This is a genomic window from Bacillus sp. JJ1773 (assembly GCF_036962035.1).
Lineage (GTDB): Bacteria > Bacillota > Bacilli > Bacillales > Cytobacillaceae > Cytobacillus.
Window position 1 is genome coordinate 6,682 of the sequence record NZ_JBALNX010000092.1, and the last position, 18,117, is coordinate 24,798.

16 protein-coding genes and 2 riboswitches are annotated in these 18,117 nt (G+C 37.6%); of the genes, 7 read left to right on the forward strand and 9 right to left on the reverse strand.

Translation table 11 applies throughout. The features are described 5' to 3' along the window. Positions 1-52: 52 nt before the first annotated feature. The gene (locus V7127_RS22065) at positions 53-1,249 is read right to left on the reverse strand and encodes a HAMP domain-containing sensor histidine kinase (protein WP_335489664.1); all 1,197 of its coding nucleotides are present in this window, start codon (positions 1,247-1,249) and stop codon (positions 53-55) included. 246 nt (positions 1,250-1,495) lie between these two features. Continuing rightward, the gene (locus V7127_RS22070; protein WP_335489667.1) at positions 1,496-3,229 is read right to left on the reverse strand and encodes an AAA family ATPase; all 1,734 of its coding nucleotides are present in this window, start codon (positions 3,227-3,229) and stop codon (positions 1,496-1,498) included. A gap of 431 nt (positions 3,230-3,660) precedes the next feature. Beyond that, positions 3,661-3,763: riboswitch (TPP riboswitch) on the forward strand. Between the two features lie 66 nt (positions 3,764-3,829). Here V7127_RS22070 and thiT point away from each other — a divergent pair. Together thiT and V7127_RS22080 are read left to right on the forward strand one after the other, a co-directional pair. Further along, entirely contained in the window at positions 3,830-4,429 is a 600-nt protein-coding gene (gene thiT, locus V7127_RS22075; RefSeq protein ID WP_335346694.1) for an energy-coupled thiamine transporter ThiT, read from the forward strand. A gap of 185 nt (positions 4,430-4,614) precedes the next feature. Next, positions 4,615-5,025 (forward strand): ferritin-like domain-containing protein, encoded by a 411-nt coding sequence (locus V7127_RS22080; protein ID WP_335346697.1) that lies wholly within the window; start codon positions 4,615-4,617, stop codon positions 5,023-5,025. Between the two features lie 68 nt (positions 5,026-5,093). On the opposite strand, the gene V7127_RS22085 is transcribed toward V7127_RS22080, so the two are convergent. Next, the gene (locus V7127_RS22085; protein ID WP_335346695.1) at positions 5,094-5,234 is read right to left on the reverse strand and encodes a hypothetical protein; all 141 of its coding nucleotides are present in this window, start codon (positions 5,232-5,234) and stop codon (positions 5,094-5,096) included. Positions 5,235-5,502: 268 nt separating this feature from the next. Between V7127_RS22085 and V7127_RS22090 the strand changes: the two genes are divergently transcribed. The 3 genes from V7127_RS22090 (at position 5,503) to V7127_RS22100 (ending at position 8,645) form a co-directional block, all read left to right on the forward strand. Further along, positions 5,503-5,634, forward strand: coding sequence for a hypothetical protein (locus V7127_RS22090; RefSeq protein WP_335346696.1), 132 nt, complete (start codon positions 5,503-5,505; stop codon positions 5,632-5,634). Positions 5,635-5,775: 141 nt separating this feature from the next. Next, positions 5,776-7,944, forward strand: a complete 2,169-nt coding sequence (locus tag V7127_RS22095; RefSeq protein ID WP_335345202.1) for a beta-propeller domain-containing protein — start codon at positions 5,776-5,778, stop codon at positions 7,942-7,944. Between the two features lie 134 nt (positions 7,945-8,078). Further along, positions 8,079-8,645 carry a glycerol-3-phosphate acyltransferase gene (locus V7127_RS22100; protein WP_335489672.1) on the forward strand — a complete coding sequence of 189 codons (567 nt, stop codon included), beginning with the start codon at positions 8,079-8,081 and terminating at the stop codon, positions 8,643-8,645. A gap of 22 nt (positions 8,646-8,667) precedes the next feature. On the opposite strand, the gene V7127_RS22105 is transcribed toward V7127_RS22100, so the two are convergent. After that, positions 8,668-9,060, reverse strand: a complete 393-nt coding sequence (locus V7127_RS22105; RefSeq protein WP_335355381.1) for a globin — start codon at positions 9,058-9,060, stop codon at positions 8,668-8,670. Between the two features lie 123 nt (positions 9,061-9,183). After that, positions 9,184-9,342 (reverse strand): hypothetical protein, encoded by a 159-nt coding sequence (locus tag V7127_RS22110; RefSeq protein ID WP_335347735.1) that lies wholly within the window; start codon positions 9,340-9,342, stop codon positions 9,184-9,186. Positions 9,343-9,477: 135 nt separating this feature from the next. Here V7127_RS22110 and V7127_RS22115 point away from each other — a divergent pair, with 135 nt between their 5' ends. Together V7127_RS22115 and V7127_RS22120 are read left to right on the forward strand one after the other, a co-directional pair. Continuing rightward, entirely contained in the window at positions 9,478-9,624 is a 147-nt protein-coding gene (locus tag V7127_RS22115; RefSeq protein WP_335347736.1) for a hypothetical protein, read from the forward strand. Further along, positions 9,621-9,944, forward strand: coding sequence for a YqzG/YhdC family protein (locus tag V7127_RS22120; RefSeq protein WP_335489675.1), 324 nt, complete (start codon positions 9,621-9,623; stop codon positions 9,942-9,944). Before V7127_RS22115 ends, V7127_RS22120 begins: the two co-directional genes overlap by 4 nt. 77 nt (positions 9,945-10,021) lie before the next feature. Here the strand turns inward: V7127_RS22120 and metH are convergent, their stop codons facing one another. Genes metH through V7127_RS22140 form a run of 4 tightly spaced genes read right to left on the reverse strand, consistent with a single transcriptional unit; the run spans position 10,022 to position 17,622 of the window. Further along, entirely contained in the window at positions 10,022-13,474 is a 3,453-nt protein-coding gene (gene metH, locus V7127_RS22125; protein WP_335489678.1) for a methionine synthase, read from the reverse strand. Next, a complete protein-coding gene (locus V7127_RS22130; RefSeq protein WP_335489681.1) occupies positions 13,452-15,317 on the reverse strand; it encodes a bifunctional homocysteine S-methyltransferase/methylenetetrahydrofolate reductase in 1,866 nt (621 codons plus the stop codon). Before V7127_RS22130 ends, metH begins: the two co-directional genes overlap by 23 nt. Before the next feature lie 17 nt (positions 15,318-15,334). Beyond that, positions 15,335-16,513, reverse strand: coding sequence for a cystathionine beta-lyase (metC, locus tag V7127_RS22135; protein ID WP_335489684.1), 1,179 nt, complete (start codon positions 16,511-16,513; stop codon positions 15,335-15,337). Continuing rightward, on the reverse strand, positions 16,510-17,622 hold the full coding sequence (locus tag V7127_RS22140) for a methionine biosynthesis PLP-dependent protein (protein ID WP_335489687.1): 1,113 nt from the start codon (positions 17,620-17,622) through the stop codon (positions 16,510-16,512). The genes metC and V7127_RS22140 overlap by 4 nt, the downstream gene beginning before the upstream one ends. A gap of 80 nt (positions 17,623-17,702) precedes the next feature. Next, positions 17,703-17,824, reverse strand: a riboswitch (SAM riboswitch). Between the last annotated feature and the right edge of the window lie 293 nt (positions 17,825-18,117).

An 18,117-nucleotide genomic window follows, 5' to 3' on the forward strand; every position in this document is an offset into this window, starting at 1 on the left:
CCCGTTAATCTGCGATAACAGTGAAAGTTGTCGTGACTTCCACCTTTTTCTCTTATTTTTTCAGTGGAAAATGGATCGTAAAAATGGTGCCTTCGTTTTCAATACTTTCTATTTCATATTCGCCTTTCAATCGTTTAATTATATCAAAGGAAATCATTAATCCAAGTCCGGTTCCCTTTGTTTTAGTAGAATAATAAGGCTGTCCGAGCTGTTCTAATTGAATGGTCGAAAAACCAACGCCATTATCCTTTATTTCAATGAACGCAATGTCATTTTGCTGATAAACGTTTATATCTAGATTTCCTCCATCAGGCATAGCCTCTATTCCGTTTTTAATAAGATTAATGAACAATTGTTTAAATTCATTCACATTTCCCGCAATATACAAACTTTCTTCTAACTGAATGTTCATTTTTACATTGGACATAACAGCATATGGTTTCATGAAGTCAGAAATATCTAACATTATATTCGATAAAGGGATCGTCTCTGTAAATTCGCTTATAGGTCGTGCAAGAGACAGAAAATCATTGATAATTTGGTTAGTCCTATCTAATTCCTCTAAGGACAGGGAAATAAACATCCCTTGATTAGAAGTAATATTTTGTTCATTTTTCATTAGCTGCAAGAAACCGCGAATCGTTGTCATAGGATTTCTGATTTCATGGGCAATGGATGCAGCAAGCTGGCTAATAGCATTTAATTTATCTGCTTTTTTCAACTGTTCCATCATTAAAAGTTGAAGCTTATTCATTTCGATTAAATAAATGATTGTAGATATTGTAATAATGGAAACGATAGAAAACGAAATGAGGTGAAGAAAATCTCCCATTGCTCCAGTTTGCATCAAATATATCGTACGTGTTATAAAAATGAATAAATAAAAAATGATTCCAGTTAATAGCTTGAAAAGTAATTTTTTTCTTATGTAATGTTTATAAACAATAAAAAATAAGATCGTCATAAAGAAATAATTGATTAGGTTCGTTAGGAATTTTGTCATATCGCTAAATAAGGTTAATCCAAGCAGGATGCCAATTGCCATGAGGCCAGTTCTTGGCCCGATATAAAAGAAGGCTATAAAAATTGGGATGAATTTTAAATCAAACTCTAGTCCATCCGTAATTCGCACCGGAAAAAGCGATGATATTAAAAGTGAAAGACAAATAGTAAGAAAAAAGATAAAATTAATTTTATTATTCCTGCATTGACGCGAAAAAATGATATTCACGAGTGGGATAATCATCATGATAAAAAAATGAAAAAGAAGCTCTGCAATAAAATCCTTCAAAAGAACCATTCCTCTAGCCTTAGTTTTGTGTTTATCTTTAAATTAAACGAATGGCACAGTTAATCCTTTAATTATCAAATTTTTTGCCATAATAATTTTTCTTCATAAAGCATCAATATTCGACAAATCCTTATCTATATGATAAATATCTTTGAAAGAAATTGTTAATAATAAAAAAAAACCGACTCATTTAGAGTCGGCAAATTAGACAATAGTCATATCTTTTAAATGCTCGCCATTTACAATTTCCTGAACCTCAGAACCTTCTAAAGTTTCTTTTTTCATAAGGGCTCGAACTAAAACTTCGAATTGTGTACCATTATTTTTGATGAGTTGTTCAGATTTTTCTAATGCTTTTTGGAAAAGCTCCTGCATTTTTACTTCTTTTTCCACTTTATTAAAAGTAAGGGTAAACCCATTTTCAAGCAAGCCAGTGTCAACCATTTGTTCGATGACCTGCTTCGCTTGTTGAACGTCACCACTCACACCAATGCTGTGTTCGCCAAGGTAAGTCCGTTCCGCAACACCACCTGCGAGGATCATAGCAACTTGGTCAAGCATGTCGCTTGTTGTTGATAAATGCATCTCTTTCGGAATCGGGGCTACATAACCAAGAGCTTGTCCTCGGGGAATGATCGTTGCTTTACGAACCGAACCTGGTTTCGTAATAGCAGCAACAAGGGCGTGACCTGCTTCATGAATAGCTACACGCTTTTTTGTATCCTGATCTTGTAGAGATCTAGTGGAACTTCCTAGAATGGTTCGGTCAAGAGCAAAATCTAAATCTTCTTTAGCTATTACTTCCTGGCCATTTCTTACCGCTCGTCTGCTCGCTGTTTCAAAGAGAGAATGAAGGTCCGCACCTGAAAAACCAGAAGTGCTCTCTGCAAGCTCATCGAGTGAGTTTATGACATCATCAGCTAACACACGATTTTTCGTATGAATGTCAATAATCTCTTTTCTTCCTTTTGTATCTGGAAGTGGAACATGAAAAGAGAAATCAATTCGTCCAGGACGTAGGAATGCATCATCGAGCATATCCTTACGGTTTGTTGCGGCGATGAAAAGAATTCCATCATTCGAATGACCGCCATCTAATTGAACAAGAAGCTCAGTCAATGTTTTTTCGCTTTCCTCTCCGCCATGCTGTTTTCTTTTTCCTGCAAGTGCATCTACTTCATCGACAAAAATGACGACTGGCTTCTGCTTTCTAGCATTTTGAAACAATGTACGGACACGTGATGCGCCAACACCAACAAACATTTCATTAAAGGCTGAACCGCTTGTAGAGAAGAAGGTCGCTCCAAGCTCCTTCGCAATAGCTTGTGCCAGCAGGGTTTTACCTGTTCCAGGTGGTCCATATAATAAAATCCCTTTCGGCGGTTTTACGCCCATTTTTAATGAACGGTCTGAATCTTTGAGAGTGGAAAGTGTTTGCATTATCTCCTCTTTCATTTCACCTTGAATACCGCCAACATCAGCAAGAGAAATAGAAGGGAGGGGCCTTGCTTTAGATAAGCTTTCCTTCATGGTGTTTGCAGCACCTAGTCCGCCTTTACCAGATTTATATAAATAAACGCCAAGCCCTACAAGTAAAATCATTAGTCCGCCAAGAATCCATGGTGTAAAAGGACTGCTTGAAGAAAATGTATATTGAACATTATAGTTTTCTACTAATTTATCGATCATCTGACTATTCGGAGGTACATGGGACTTATATTCACCATCACTCGTCACAATCGTCAGCTTTCCATCTTTATTCTCGTTTATTGTGACCAATTCTCCATTTTGTGAGGCTATTAACTTCTCAACAGAGGAAAAGGGGATGGCTACTTCTTTATTTCCAGCTTGAACAGCCCATATAACTGCTGCCACAATCATCAATAAACCTACAATAATCGGTACCATCGTTGAAGCTTTTTTAAATTGTAATTTCAACTTTTTCCCTCCTTACTGTTACCTTATTATTATAAGGAGCATAGTAAAGAAGGGCTAGTGCCATTTTGATGTAAAAAGATGAAAAAAATGGTTAACACATGTATTCGAGACTTCTATGTTAGGGGTATAGCCGAAATTTGGAAATAACACTAATTTGAAGGGTTCTATGTATTGGTTTTAAAAGCTATTATTGAAAAACGCAAACATTGGGATCTTCTATGTAATGGTTTTAATGTGTTTTATTGAAAAACGCTAACATTGGGATCTTTAACGTAATGTTTTTAATGTGTAATATTGAAAAACGCTAACAAATCTATGCAATATTTTGCTCTTTTTTATTAGAATAAAGATATAAACTACTATTAAGCTAATAATCCTTCACAAATGTTGGAAACTATACTATACTGATGTTGGAATCATAATTACATAAACGTAACCACAAGGGGAGCTTTTCGCTGAGAGTGAACAGGAGACTGTTCTGACCCTTCGAACCTGTTAGATAATTCTAGCGCAGGAATGTGGCATGAATAGAAGGTTTTTTCTGTTGTTTTCTATTCTCCCCTTGAGGTAACGGAGTACAAAAAAAGGGGAGATTTTTTTATGAAAAAATTGGGTTTACTCGCATTAATCGAAGGCTCATTTTTTGCAGCTTTTGCCATTGTTTTAGATTTACTGCCTTCGATTAAACCAATACCATCTGTTTCTATTTCAATCGCAATGGTTCCCATTTTTATTATTGCATTCCGCTGGGGGTTAAAAGTCAGCTTGCTTTCCGGTTTGCTCTGGGGAGTCTTGCAAATAGCAATGGGGGATGCATGGATCGCCACTCCAACTCAAGCCTTTATTGAGTATTTTATTGCCTTTGCTTGTATTGGATTTGCTGGCCTGTTCTATAATTTTATTCAAAAAGAGATCAGATTCGGTTCGAAAAAGAAAGCAATTGGCTGGATGATAGCTGCTATCTTTGCTGGCAGCCTGGCACGTTATTTCTGGCACTTCATTGCAGGCGTTATTTTCTTTGGAGAATATGCGCCAGAGGGCATGTCGCCATTCCTCTTCTCGTTTGCAGCAAATGGAGCTACCATGATTGGAGCGTGGCTATTATGCTCAATCGCCGTTGTCCTTTTAGTATCAACTGCGCCTCGATTGATTATTAGAAAAGACAATACGCTGCTCATCACACATAAAAAAGTTTCTTAAATATTTTCTCAAATACGCTTCTGGCAAATCAGAGGCGTATTTTTTTGCATTTGCTTTGGCGGAAATGACTAGATCCTGATATGACATCAGCATTATTAATAATCACTTCCAAAATGAATCTCATAGTATATAAGGAAAAAAACTAAGGAGGTATTCGTTTGTATCCTTATTACGATTACAAAAATATGTACAGACAAACAGATAAATTGCTCAGGGATTTAACTAAAGCCATTAATGGAGAATATAGTGCTGTCCAATGCTATCAGAAAATAGCTAATTTGGCGACAACCGAAATAGAAAGGAAGCAAATCCTTGAAATTCGAGAAGATGAAATTAGACATTTACAGCAATTTACACAACTATATGTAAATCTGACAGGCAGGCAGCCACAACCTCAAATCGTGGAACAATGCCCAAACACTTACAAAGAAGGGATTGAGTTTGCCTTTGTAGATGAACAGGAAACGGTAGACTTCTATCTAGGTGTGTCTGATGAGATAACAGATGTAAATATTAAAAATGCATTCAAACGAGCCGCTTCAGATGAACAAAATCATGCCGTCTGGTTTTTATATTTTTTAAACAAGCGAAAATAGTTACAGGCAAAAACAAAAGAAATCGTCAGAAAAGATCGATTTCTTTTGTTTTTATTAATGTCTTTTTCTTATTTTTTAATAATTGGTTCTAGTTGTCTTGCGATTTCACTTAGTAAATCATGTAAGGTCAAGTGATTTTCATTCTGTCCTTTTTTTAGGGCTGACTGTAAAACCTTTGCAAACTCATACGAATTTACTTCAGGCCTCATATGTGAACACCTTCTATTGATCATTTGATGAAGAACTAAGCAGTGAATTTACTTTACAGTATATTAATGATTATTTTTATTTGTGACTTGAATAAAGTCTATTTTATAACATTTTAATAAGTAGGTTTCATCCAGTCTTTTTCGGGTAAATTAAAAAAAATTTTTTTTTTCCTACAAATACCCCCATAATATCTCTCATAATGTCGAATGCTCTTATAAAAATAAACATCCAAATACCTATTAAATAATATTTAGAGGAGTTCTGATTATGATTTTAATTAATGCCGATATTGATAAACTGTTAGATGCTACCGAAGAAATGGCAGATGAAGGTGATTTCAGCTATATAATCAGACGAATTGAAATTGATAAATTGCTAGAAAGAACACAAGACTGGTGAATAATGAGAAAGATCAAATATCCGCTCAAATCGAGCGGATATTTTTTATTATTAATTTTGAAGTAAATCTATGGATGAAAAGGAAGTGATTGTAACTAAAGGGAATCCTATTTCGTCAAAAGCTATAAAGGGGGGACAGCAATGAAGAAAAAATGGTTCACTATAGGCGGAATTTTTACAGTTATAACAGTGATGTTTTCATTTTTCCTCATTACACAATTAAAGGTTGTCAGTGGGATGGATACAAGAAATGATAAGACCATTGTCCTGCAGAATAAGATTTGGAAATTTAACTTTTCCGCTAAACTAGATCCAAAAAGTGTAAATGAAAAAACGGTTTATGTGATAGATGAAAAGGGACAAAACCAAAAAGTGAAAGTGAATGTCAGTAAGGAGGGAAACTCTGTTATTGTAGAACCTCCTGATGGCGGATATTCATTAGAGGCAAAATATTATACTTTGCATCTGAGCTCAGATATAAAATCTGCCCTCGGAAAAAAACTGCTTTCTGGGAAGAGCCAATCCTTCGAAGTAAAAGACACTCTTCCTTCAGTTAAATCAAAAACTGCCTTAAATGAATTATTATTAAATCGTGTAAAGGAAGAAGAGAAGAAACATAAAACAGGTTTTTCAATTAGCGTGAAGGAGTCTTCACAGGAAAGTGCGGCAGCTGATAAAAGCGGGTCTAATTATTCTGAAACGAATGTTCAGGTTCAGGGAATCGATGAAGCAGATACGGTTAAAACAGATGGTTCGCATATTTATCAGGTCGTGGACGAAAAGGTCCAAATCATTAAAGCAGCTCCTTCCGATAAGATGACATTAGAGTCTGTGCTATCATTTGACCATTCTTTTTCTCCTTACCAGCTTTTTATATACGAGGATCAGTTAATTATTTTAGGAAATAGCTACGGGAAGATGCCGTACCCGACACAGAAAGAAATAGCCAAAATTGCCATTGCTCCTGTACACGAAACAACGAAAGCCATTATATACAATATTGAAAATAAACAGACACCGAAAAAAATAAGAGAATTCGAAATGGAAGGCTCACTGCTTTCATCTAGGCTTATGAATGGAAAAGTCTATCTTATTGCTAATAAATATCCAGATGTTTGGATCTTGAAAGACAATCCAGAAATTGATATACGCCCTAAGTATTCCGATTCATTAGAGAAACCAGGCTTGCAGCCAGTTGATTTCGATCATATTCAGTATTTTCCTGGATCGAGCGAAACAAATTTCACAAATATTGCTGTAATTGATCTAGATAAACCAACTGAAAAAATTTCCGTATCCACCTATTTAGGCAGCGGCAATAATCTTTATATGTCAAAAAATAATCTCTATATAGCGGTCAGCAACTATTATTGGTTTCCACATATAGACGGTAAATCTGAACAGCCAGATACAACTGTTTATAAATTTAACGTGGATGGCATGAAGGTGGAATTTCATAGCTCGAGTGAAGTTCCGGGAACGGTATTAAACCAGTTTTCCATGGATGAATATGCTGGGTATTTTCGCATTGCCACGACAAAGGGCTATGTTTGGGATGACAAGCGGCCTTCAGCGAATAATCTTTATATATTGGATGAAAATCTAAAGCAGGTAGGTGAACTTGAGGATCTTGCAAGGGGAGAGCGAATTTATTCAGCAAGGTTTATGAATGATCGCATTTACATTGTGACCTTTAGAGAGACGGATCCGTTATTTGTCATTGATGGAAAGGACCCGAAGAATCCAAAGATTCTAGGGGAATTGAAAATACCAGGTTTCAGCAATTATCTGCACCCATTTGACGAAAATCATCTCATTGGTTTTGGTTATGATACAAAGGTAAGCGGGAAAGGTCCCGGTAATCAGCCAATCATTTTAACGGATGGGGTAAAAATTTCCCTTTTCGATGTAAGTGATATGTCAAATCCGAAAGAGAAATTTACGGAAATTATCGGAGGCAGAGGTACGTACTCACCATTAAATCATGATCATAAAGCACTCTTGTTTGATAAAAAGAAAAATCTTTTTGCCTTTCCAATTACCGTTCATCAAAACAAACCAAATAGTGAATATGAGTCTACATTTGAGTTCCAAGGAGGATTTGTTTACAACATTGATTTAAGAACGGGCTTTCACTTACAAACGAAATTAACACATCAGGATCCTCAAGCACCATATGAGGAATGGGAGAATCAAATTAATCGGATTATTTATATTGGAAACTCCCTATATGCCTTATCCCCAACCAAAATATCATCATACGATCTAAATTCGTATCATCAGCAAGGGGAATTAAGCTTGAAAAAATAACACCCATTTTTTGGGTGTTATTTTTATTGAATAATCAATGATACTTGTCCATAATATAGTATATATCTCTTACATAATTCAGAACTAGACTGCTAGATTCCTAGTCCAACAATCAAAAAAGGCTGGAGATCCATATGAATCAAATAATTTATTTTATTGGCTCTTATTTTATCGGCAATATCCTGACTGCTCACATTTTTTTAAAGCTTTTTGGGAAAGGAAATGTACATAATCAAGGTTCCGGAAACCCAGGAGCACGAAATATCGGACGATTATATGGAAAAAAGGCTTTTGTCATTACATTTCTCGGTGATGCATGTAAAGGCAGTATTGTCATCATAATTGGAAGATATCTGCAATTTACAGAATTGGAAATGCTGGCTGGCCTTAGCCTAGCTGTAATCGGACATATTAAACCAATCCTTTTTCGATTTAAAGGCGGAAAAGGAATTTCAACCTTTATCGGGGGAATCATTATTTTCGAGCCATTGCTGGCACTGGTCATTATCATTGGTTTTTTACTATTTTTCCCTTTTACTAAAAGCTTTACGATTGCAGGACTTGCAGCCATTTGCCTGATACCATTTTCTATTTCGTATCTTTACCATTCCATTGAACTTTTATGGATAGTAGCAGCAATAATTATCATTCTTATTTTTGCGCATTCAGAAAACTTATTAAGAAAAATTAAGCAAACTTAGTCTTACATTAGCAAACTATATTTTATTCATAATCTGGAGTGTTTACCATAATCCCTGCTACCTGTGTTAGTCGATCATAAAAAGCCGCACCTGCAGGATTTTCATTAAGCCCAATTTCCTCAAAAGCTTCCTTCATACAGCGAAGCCAGCACTTAGCGCGCAGTGGCGTGACTTCGAAGGGGAGATGGCGGTGCTGCATAGCAGGTGGCCCGAATTCCTGACTATAAAGGGCGGGTCCTCCGGTAAATTGTGATAGAAACATCCGCTGCTTTCTCATGATTTCTTCCATATCTCCTTCAAACAATGGGCTTAGGTCGGGATCAGCATATACACGTGGATAAAATACTTGGACAAGCTTCTCAATAGTTTCTGCTCCGCCTATTTGAGTAAAAAGGGTATTAATTTTGTAATCCATATTCATCACCTTTTTCAATTTTCATTTATTCTTATTATGTATGATTATAATCATAAAACAAAAGAGTAATTGTGATTTAAATCACGAAAGCATTGCCAAATAAAACGGCAATGCTTTTTTATTCTATAAATGATTGCTTACTACTTCTACTGTATTCTGTTCTTCTGTTGAAATGTTTAAATCCAAATTTGAATTCGTAACAATCGTTTCTGTTGTATATGCAGCTTCATTCAATTGATGATCCATTTCCGTAAAATCTGGAACCTCTTTTTCGTGATTCATTCCAACACCTCCTAATAATAGCTTGCAATGAAAAGAAAATAATATTCAAGTATGTCTTGTTCATCAGTGTCTTGAATAAGCAAGACCTTAATGTCAAATTCTATAGAAAAGCATTACAAAAAGGAGGGAAGCGAAATGTTAAAGGATGAAGGTATGGAATGCCAGGATGAAAAAGATCTGCTACATCATTATTTCGCCGTACAAAGCGCCTATATTTCCGTTCAGGAGGAGGAAGAACGGATCCGAGAAGCAATTGAAGATAAAAGGAAAGAACCATTATGACTATTGATTTGAGAAGAATGTTCTTCATTGTTACGATTCTGATGCTATGTTCAAGCCAGGTCTTCTATGCTCAGCCAGATGCACCACCGTACGCAAAGTGGGGACAATTAGCCGTAAAAACAGCAAAGAAAAAATATCCAAAAGCAGATATTGTCGATTATTTGCATATCGGCAGGGAGAACAAGGATCATTCATCTATAGAAAAATTTAAGCTTTGGCTGCGAGAAGGCGGCAAGGAATTCGGATTGTTTATTCATATTGAATTTGATCCAAAAAACGAGAGGGTTATTCATGTAAGTGTAAAAAAATCAACAACATAATGGAGAAGAGGTAATAAAAAAGCCAAAAACGTTTGAATAAAGTTTCAACGTTTTTGGCTTTTAGTTATGAAAAAGGGTTATGCCTTTGCAACATTAAAATACCTAGCCTCTGGATGAGCAAAAACAATGGCTGATACTGATGCTTCGGGCTCCATCATACAGCCTTCTGTCAGATTTACTCCAATGTCCTCTGGGCTGATTAATTTGAAAAGCTTTTGCTGATCTTCTAAATTAGGACAAGCTGGGTATCCAAATGAGAACCTTTGCCCTTGGTATTTAGCGGCAAAGCGATCCTTCATTGTCATATCAACTGGGTCAGGAAAACCCCAGCGGTCTCGAATTTGTCTGTGAACAAGTTCTGCGAACCCTTCAGCTGATTCTAATGCGAGTGATTGCAGGGCATGACATTCAAGGAACCTTCCTTGCTCCTTTAATTGATCGGCCACTTGCCTAATCCCTCTGCCCGCCGTAACTGTAAAGAAGGCGACATAATCCATCTGTCCGCTCTCTTTAGATTTTAAGAAGTCAGCTAAGCATAAATAAGGTTCAACCTCTTGTCTTGGGAATTCAAAGGTTTCAATAATTTCAGTTTGTTCCTCATTGTAAATGAGAACCTTATCTCCATCTGATTGTGCAGGGAAAAATTGATAGACAGCAGCTGGCGTAATCCACCCATTTGTTTTTGAATCATCAATTAATCCGTTCACCATTTCGTTCATTTTTACAGCCTTTTCATCACTTTCTGCTAAAAGTTTTTCTAATTTACCCTTTAAGCCCAGATGATGTCCAATTAACATTTGCTTATTTATATAAGGCTCGATATGTGAAATCGTAATGGAATTTAATATTTTTCTTTTTAAATCCTGTGGTGTAAAAACAGGTGCGTTTGTATTTAATGCTGGCCTTACTTTCACAGCTGTAGCGACAGCAATTGAACTTCTGTCAAACGGAACAGCGTTTTGAGCTGCTTCTTGCTTTTCTGCTTGTTCGCTTTTTAATTTTTCAAATTCAACTGGATCTTGCAGCTGGTTGGCGATGGAAAGGCCATTCATCGCATCCTTCGCATATAGAACAAGGCCATCATATTCCTTCGCGATTTTCGTATCTGTGAATTTGCGGGACAGAGCTGCCCCGCCAACAAGTATTGGAATATCAATGCCAGCCTGCTTTAAATCATGAGCAGTAAGGACCATCTGCTGTGCAGATTTCACAAGCAATCCTGATAAGCCAACCATATCTGGCTTTTCCTTCTTGATTGTTTCTACAAGCTCGGAAGGAGGGACCTTAATCCCAAGATCTACGACTTCAAATCCATTATTACTTAGGATGATATCGACTAAGTTCTTTCCGATATCATGGACATCTCCCTTAACCGTTGCTAAAACTATTTTTCCTTTATTCGCACTTGTATCATCCTTTTCCATATGAGGTTCAAGGAAAGAAACAGATGCCTTCATGACCTCCGCACTTTGCAGAACTTCCGCTACGATAAGCTGGTTATCATTAAATAGACGGCCAACTTCCTTCATCCCATCCATTAATGGCCCATTAATAATTTCAAGTGGGGCAGGGTAGGTGCGAAGAGCTTCTTCTAGATCAGGAATAAGACCTTCCTTTGTTCCTTCCACGACATAATAGGCTAGACGTTCTTCTAATGTCATATCAGGCATCATGCTTTTTTGTTCTTTTTTCTTATCACGGTAAAACTCTGTAAAAGCAGCAAGTGTTTCATCAGTTGTTTCAAATAATAATTTCTCAGCTAACTGAACTTCCTCTTTAGGGATGGAGGCAAATCTCTCAAGCTTTTCTGTATTAACGATTGCATAGTCGAGTCCCGCCTGTGTGCAATGATAAAGAAATACAGAATTCAATATTTCTCTGCCGACAGGAGGGAGACCAAAGGATACGTTACTAATTCCAAGAATTGTTTGGACCTCTGGCATTGCTTCTTTAATTAATCGAATTCCCTCAACAGTTGCTTTTGCACTTCCAATATATTGTGCATCACCTGTACCGACAGGGAAGACAAGAGGGTCAAAAATGATATCCTCTGGCTGGATGCCATATTTGCCTACTAGTAAATCATAGGAACGCTTGGCAATTTCCAGCTTCTTATCAGCTGTAACCCCCATGCCTTTTTCATCGATCGTCCCAACAACTACAGCGGAACCATATTTATGAACAAGCGGAGCGATTGCGGCAAATCTATCCTCGCCATCCTCAAGATTGATTGAATTTATTATGCCTTTCCCTTGTGAGTAGGTAAGGGCCTTCTCTATAACAAGGTCATCAGTTGAATCAATCACTAGAGGAGCTTTAACTTTCTTGACCAATTCTTTCATGAAGTTTTTCATATCTTCAATTTCTTCACGGTCTGGATCAGCAAGACAAACATCGATGACGTGAGCTCCGCCCTTAATTTGTGCTCTGGCAACCTCAGCAGCCTCTTCAAATTTTCCTTCCTTAATTAATCGCTTAAACTTTCGTGACCCAATAACATTCGTCCTTTCGCCAACCATAATAGGTCGAAGGGTAGGATCATCATAGATAAAAGGTTCGATTCCGGATACTTTATGGGTTGTGCTTTTTTCATAGCCTCGGGGCTGATATTTCGCCATTTCATCTGCAATTGCTTTAATATGGGCCGGAGTTGTTCCACAGCAGCCGCCAACAATATTCAGCCAGCCTTCAGACGCAAATCCGCCTAATTTCAAAGCAAGTGATTCAGGTGTTTCATGATATTGTCCTTCTTCATCAGGCAGCCCAGCGTTTGGATAACAGCTAACTGCTGATGAAGCAAGACCTGATAGGGAGCGGATATGGTCCTGCATAAACTCAGGACCAGTGGCACAGTTAAGGCCAACCGCTAACGGTTTCATGTGTTCTAATGAAATATAGAAAGCTTCAATTGACTGGCCGGCCAAAGTGGTACCCATTGGTTCAATCGTTCCCGAGATAATAAGGGGAAGCTTCTTGCCTGTTTTCTCAAATGCATTTTGAATGCCGATAAAACCAGCTTTTACATTCAGCATATCCTGACTCGTTTCAAGGAGAAGAAGATCCACTTGACCGTCAATTAATCCGATTGCCTGTTCTTCGTATGATTGTGTCAACGCTTCAAAAGTAGTTCCGCCAGTTACACTAAGTGTCTTAGTTGTAGGGCCCATAGCACCTGCGACAAATCGCGGCCATTGGTAGGTTGAAATCTGATCGACAGCTTTACGTGCAAGAAGGGCAGCTTTTTTATTAATTTCGTAGGCTTTATGACCTAAATCGTATTCATCTAGGACAATACTTGTTGCACCGAATGTGTTTGTTTCAACAATATCTGCTCCTGCTTTTAAATACTCCAGATGGATTTTTTTAATGACAGAAGGGGCAGTAATATTTAAATTTTCATTACAGCCATCATATTCCTCGCCTCCGAAATCATCGGGAGTTAAATTGGCATTCTGTAGCATTGTTCCCATAGCGCCATCCATAATGAGAATTTTACTCTTTAGCTGTTCAATTAATAGTGACTTCTGCATGTTGTTTCCTCCTTGCAATCTTGGCACTTGTTTCATGGGCATATGCTGATAATTCAACAGTTAACTCATAACGCATAAACGGAGTAATTAAATAGATTCCGTTAAATAATTCTGCAGCTGCATCAATGAGAGATTTAGTTATGGCGACCCCTTCACGCGCTGCATGAACTGGATCATCCTTACAATCAGCCATAATTTTCCGAATAGCATCGGATATTTTGATGCCCGGAACTTCATTATGCAGGAATTCTGCGTTTTTATGGCTGATTAATGGCATTAGGCCAATATATATCGGGTTTTTTAAATGCTTTACTGCTTGATGGACCTCGATTAATTTTTCCTCTGAAAAGACAGGCTGGCTAATAAAATAATCAGCACCAAATTCAATTTTCTTCTCCAGTCGCTGAACGGCCTTATCGACTGCTCTGACATTAGGATTAAAGGCGGCACCAATGGAAAAGGCAGCTTTTTCACCTAAATCCTTTCCTAAAATCGATAAGCCTTCATTCAACTGCTTAATCATTTCGATTAATTCAAATGATGACAAATCATAAACGGAGGATGCACCAGGAAAGTCTCCAACTCTTGCCGGATCACCTGTTACAGCTAATACATCATGCAAACCAAGTGTATGAAGCCCCATTAAATGGGACTGCAGACCAATGATATTTCGGTCTCTGCATGTAATATGCACCAATGGCCTTACGCCAATTTCTTTTTTTACACGATAGCCGAGAGCAGAATTACATACTCTCGGAGAAGCCAGTGAATTATCCGCTAACGTAATCGCATCAATGCCAACATCTTTCAAGGCTTTTGCACCCTCGAAAAATTTATTAGTGTTTAATTTCTTAGGCGGGTCAAGCTCCACGATAATAGAAGATCTCTCCTTGACAATATCATGTAAAGGAGGATTTTCCCGAATGGCAGCAGGGGGATTAGTTATTTTTATTTCACTGCGTTTTTTAATGGTTTTTTCCTTAATAGGCGGCATTCCTTTTAGTTCTGAAGCAAATGCCCGAATATGATCAGGGGTCGTCCCGCAGCAGCCTCCTAATAGTCTAATACCTTGATTTCGAAAATTACGTGCCGATTGTTTAAAGTATTCCGAATCTCCTTCATAATGAAATTTTCCATCTGTGTAGGCCGGTATGCTGGCATTCGGATAGGCAGATAGAAATACATGCTTCGGCAGCGGAACATTTTCCAATGTCAGAAGCATATGGTAGGGACCAAGCCGGCAATTTAACCCTACGACATCAGCACCTAAATATTCTAATCTTGAAAGTGCTTCAGAAACAGGAGTTTGGTCCTGCAAAATACCAGCCTCATGAAGTGAAACCTGGGCAATGATAGGTAAATCTGTTTCTTTACGAGCAATGGCCAGCACATTTTCAAGTTCTTCAAGGTCATAATAAGTTTCAAGTAATATACTATCTACACCTTCAAGCAGAAGGCAATAGAGCTGCTCTCTAAAACTCCTTTTTATTTCCTCAAGAGCGACCATATTGGGCTTAATTCCTCTAATTCCGCCAATCGTTCCAGCTATATAAGTATCCTTTTTCGCTGCTTTTCGCGCATTTCTGACTGCAAAGGTATTAAGTTCTTTTACACTATCCTCAAGCCCGTACCTTTGTAGCTTCAAATAATTGGCTGCATATGAATTTGTTTGAATCAAATCTGCTCCAGCATGGATATACGCCTCATGGATCTGCTGGATCTGTTCAGCATGGGTGAGATTTAAATTCTCAAAGCAGCTATCCGCCCCATACGAATAAAGAAGAGTTCCCATCGCACCATCAGCAATCACGATCTCATTTTTCAATTTCTCTAGGAAGCTCATTGTCATCCTCCTTAGTTCTAATCGATTTCTACGAGTGTACCAGATTCAGCTAAAGCTAAAGTGATATCTTTTATAAGATCATCTGGATTTTCTAATCCTACTGAAAGTCTTAGCAGACCGCTTTTAATTCCTCTATATTCACGTTCAGCCTCAGGCATGGCAGCATGGGACATTTTAGCCGGGTAGGAGAGGATTGACTCTACAGCTCCTAAACTAACTGCGAAAACAGGGATTTTCACCTTAGAAACAAACTCTCTAACTGCCTGTTCATTTTCAAGCTCAAATGACAGAACAGCTCCTGGCCCATTTGCTTGATTTGCTTGGATTTGATATTGTGGATGTTCTTTAAATCCTGGGTAGTATACTTGTTTAATAGCAGGATGCTCTTTTAAAAATGAAGCAATTTTTCGTGCTGAAATCATTGATTGCTCTAGTCTGACATGCAAAGTTTTAATCCCTCTTAAAACTAGCCAAGCATCTTGAACACCCAAGATAGCACCAAAGGAATTTTGTAAGAATCCTAGTTTTTTAGCCAGCTCAGCATCCTTCACGACAGCAAGGCCCGCAACGACATCACTATGTCCTGATAAAAATTTCGTTGCACTATGTAAAACGACATCTGCACCTAAAGAAAGCGGTTTTTGTAAGGCTGGTGTTAAAAATGTATTATCAACAAATGTTAAGGCCCCATGTTTTTTTGCCAAGTCAGCAATTGCTCTAATATCGGTCACTTTTAAGAGCGGATTAGAGGGGGTTTCCACGTAAAACACCTTTGTATTAGGTAAAATAGCCTTTTGAACTGCAGCGAGGTCTGTCATATCAACAAACGAATGAGCAATTCCAAAACGGGTTAGTACTTGGGTGACAAAACGATAGGTGCCACCATAAACATCCTCCGTTATTAAAACGTGATCATCTTTTGATAACAGAAGAAAAGCGGTTGAGATCGCTGCCATTCCGGATGCGAATGCAAAACCATGTGTTCCTTCCTCTAGCTCAGCGATAACTGTTTCAAGAGCTTCACGTGTCGGATTCAGACTTCTGCCGTAATCATACTTTCCAAATGTATCAAAGTCTGATTGATGAAAGGTGGAGGCATGGTTTATCGGCACACTTACAGCACCAGTTACTGGATCATACTTATGATGATTATGCAAAAGCTTAGTTTCAAAATTATAGTTAAGTTCATTACTCATAGTGTAACCCCCTCCAAAACTTTAGCGAAAGCCAATTCTAAATCTTGAATGATATCATCAGCATTTTCGATGCCCACGGAAAAACGCAATAATCGATTACAAACTCCGGTTTCAATTCGAATATGTTCAGGAATATCCGCATGAGTTTGGGTAGCAGGGTAGGTGATAAAGCTCTCTGCACCCCCAAGGCTTTCCGCAAATGAAATGAGGGAAAGACTTTGTAAAAACGGATTCACATACGATTCGTCCTTAATCCGAAATGAAATCATTCCTCCGCGGCCAGGGTAAAGGACATCTGTTACTGCTTCATGATCAGATAAGTAATGAACTAGCTTTTGAGCATTCTTTTCATGTCGTTCCATCCGAAGTGAAAGAGTTTTCATTCCGCGAATAAGAAGCCATGAATCAAATGGGCTTAATACTCCGCCTGCTGCATTGTGGTACATGGCTAATGATTCGCATAACTCTTTTCCCTTTGCAACAATTAATCCGGCTAGAACATCATTATGTCCACCTAAATACTTCGTTGCACTATGGATCACAATGTCTGCCCCAAGCTTAATTGGCTGTTGCAAAACAGGGGTATAAAATGTGTTATCTACAATTAGCAAAAGCTGATGCTTTTTAGCAAATTCAGCCACTTCTTTAATATCTGTTTGCTCCATTAATGGGTTTGTAGGGGTTTCTATGAAAATTGCCTTTGTCTTTGCTGTGATTTCCTGTTCCAGACTCTCATCTGAAAAGTCCTTAATATATTTACAATTTAATCCCCATTTCTTATATCCTTGTTCGAATAAACGGTATGTACCGCCATATAGATCCTTAGAAACTATTAATTCATCGCCTGATTGGAAAATGGAGAGGACCGTAAGAATCGCAGCCATTCCTGAACTGCACGCATAGCCTTGATCTCCTTCTTCAAGCTCGGCAATTGCCTTTTCCGATATGGATCTTGTTGGATTTCCTGTTCGGATATAATCAAAACCAGTAGACTGTCCAATCCCTTCGTGTCGATAGGCTGTAGAAAAATAAACAGGAGGGTTTACAGTTCCAGTGACTGTTTCACTGCGATTACCAATTTGAGCAAGAATTGTGTCAGTTTTATACATTGTCAGCACTCCTTTTTGTCTTAAAACAATAAAAAAAGCCTTCTTAAGAAGAAGACTTTTCATTGTTTACATAGTCACTCTTCTTATCTTTCAAGTTTTTATAACAAAAAACTTGCAGGAATTAGCACCTTTTCAATCTAATTAGCGATTGATGGTTGCTGAGGCGTCTTCGGGCCTTACCCTCGACCTCTCTTGATAAGAAATCATTTTTAATTTTCATTAAGTTTACACTCTAACTTTCAGAAAAGTCAATCCTCTTTCATAAATAATTTATGATTTGAGTCACATGCAAGAAAGACCAGTATCATTGAAACCGCTTTCTTTCCTATTAAATCAAGCAATTAGCCTATACCAGAAAAAAATGGTAAATATTTTATTAAAATAAGATTTATAGATGCGAATATATTCTACTATATCCATGTTTAAAACCTTTGAATATCTAACTTTTACGTGTTAAAATTACTTTGGAAATTATTTGAACCCTAAAAATATTAT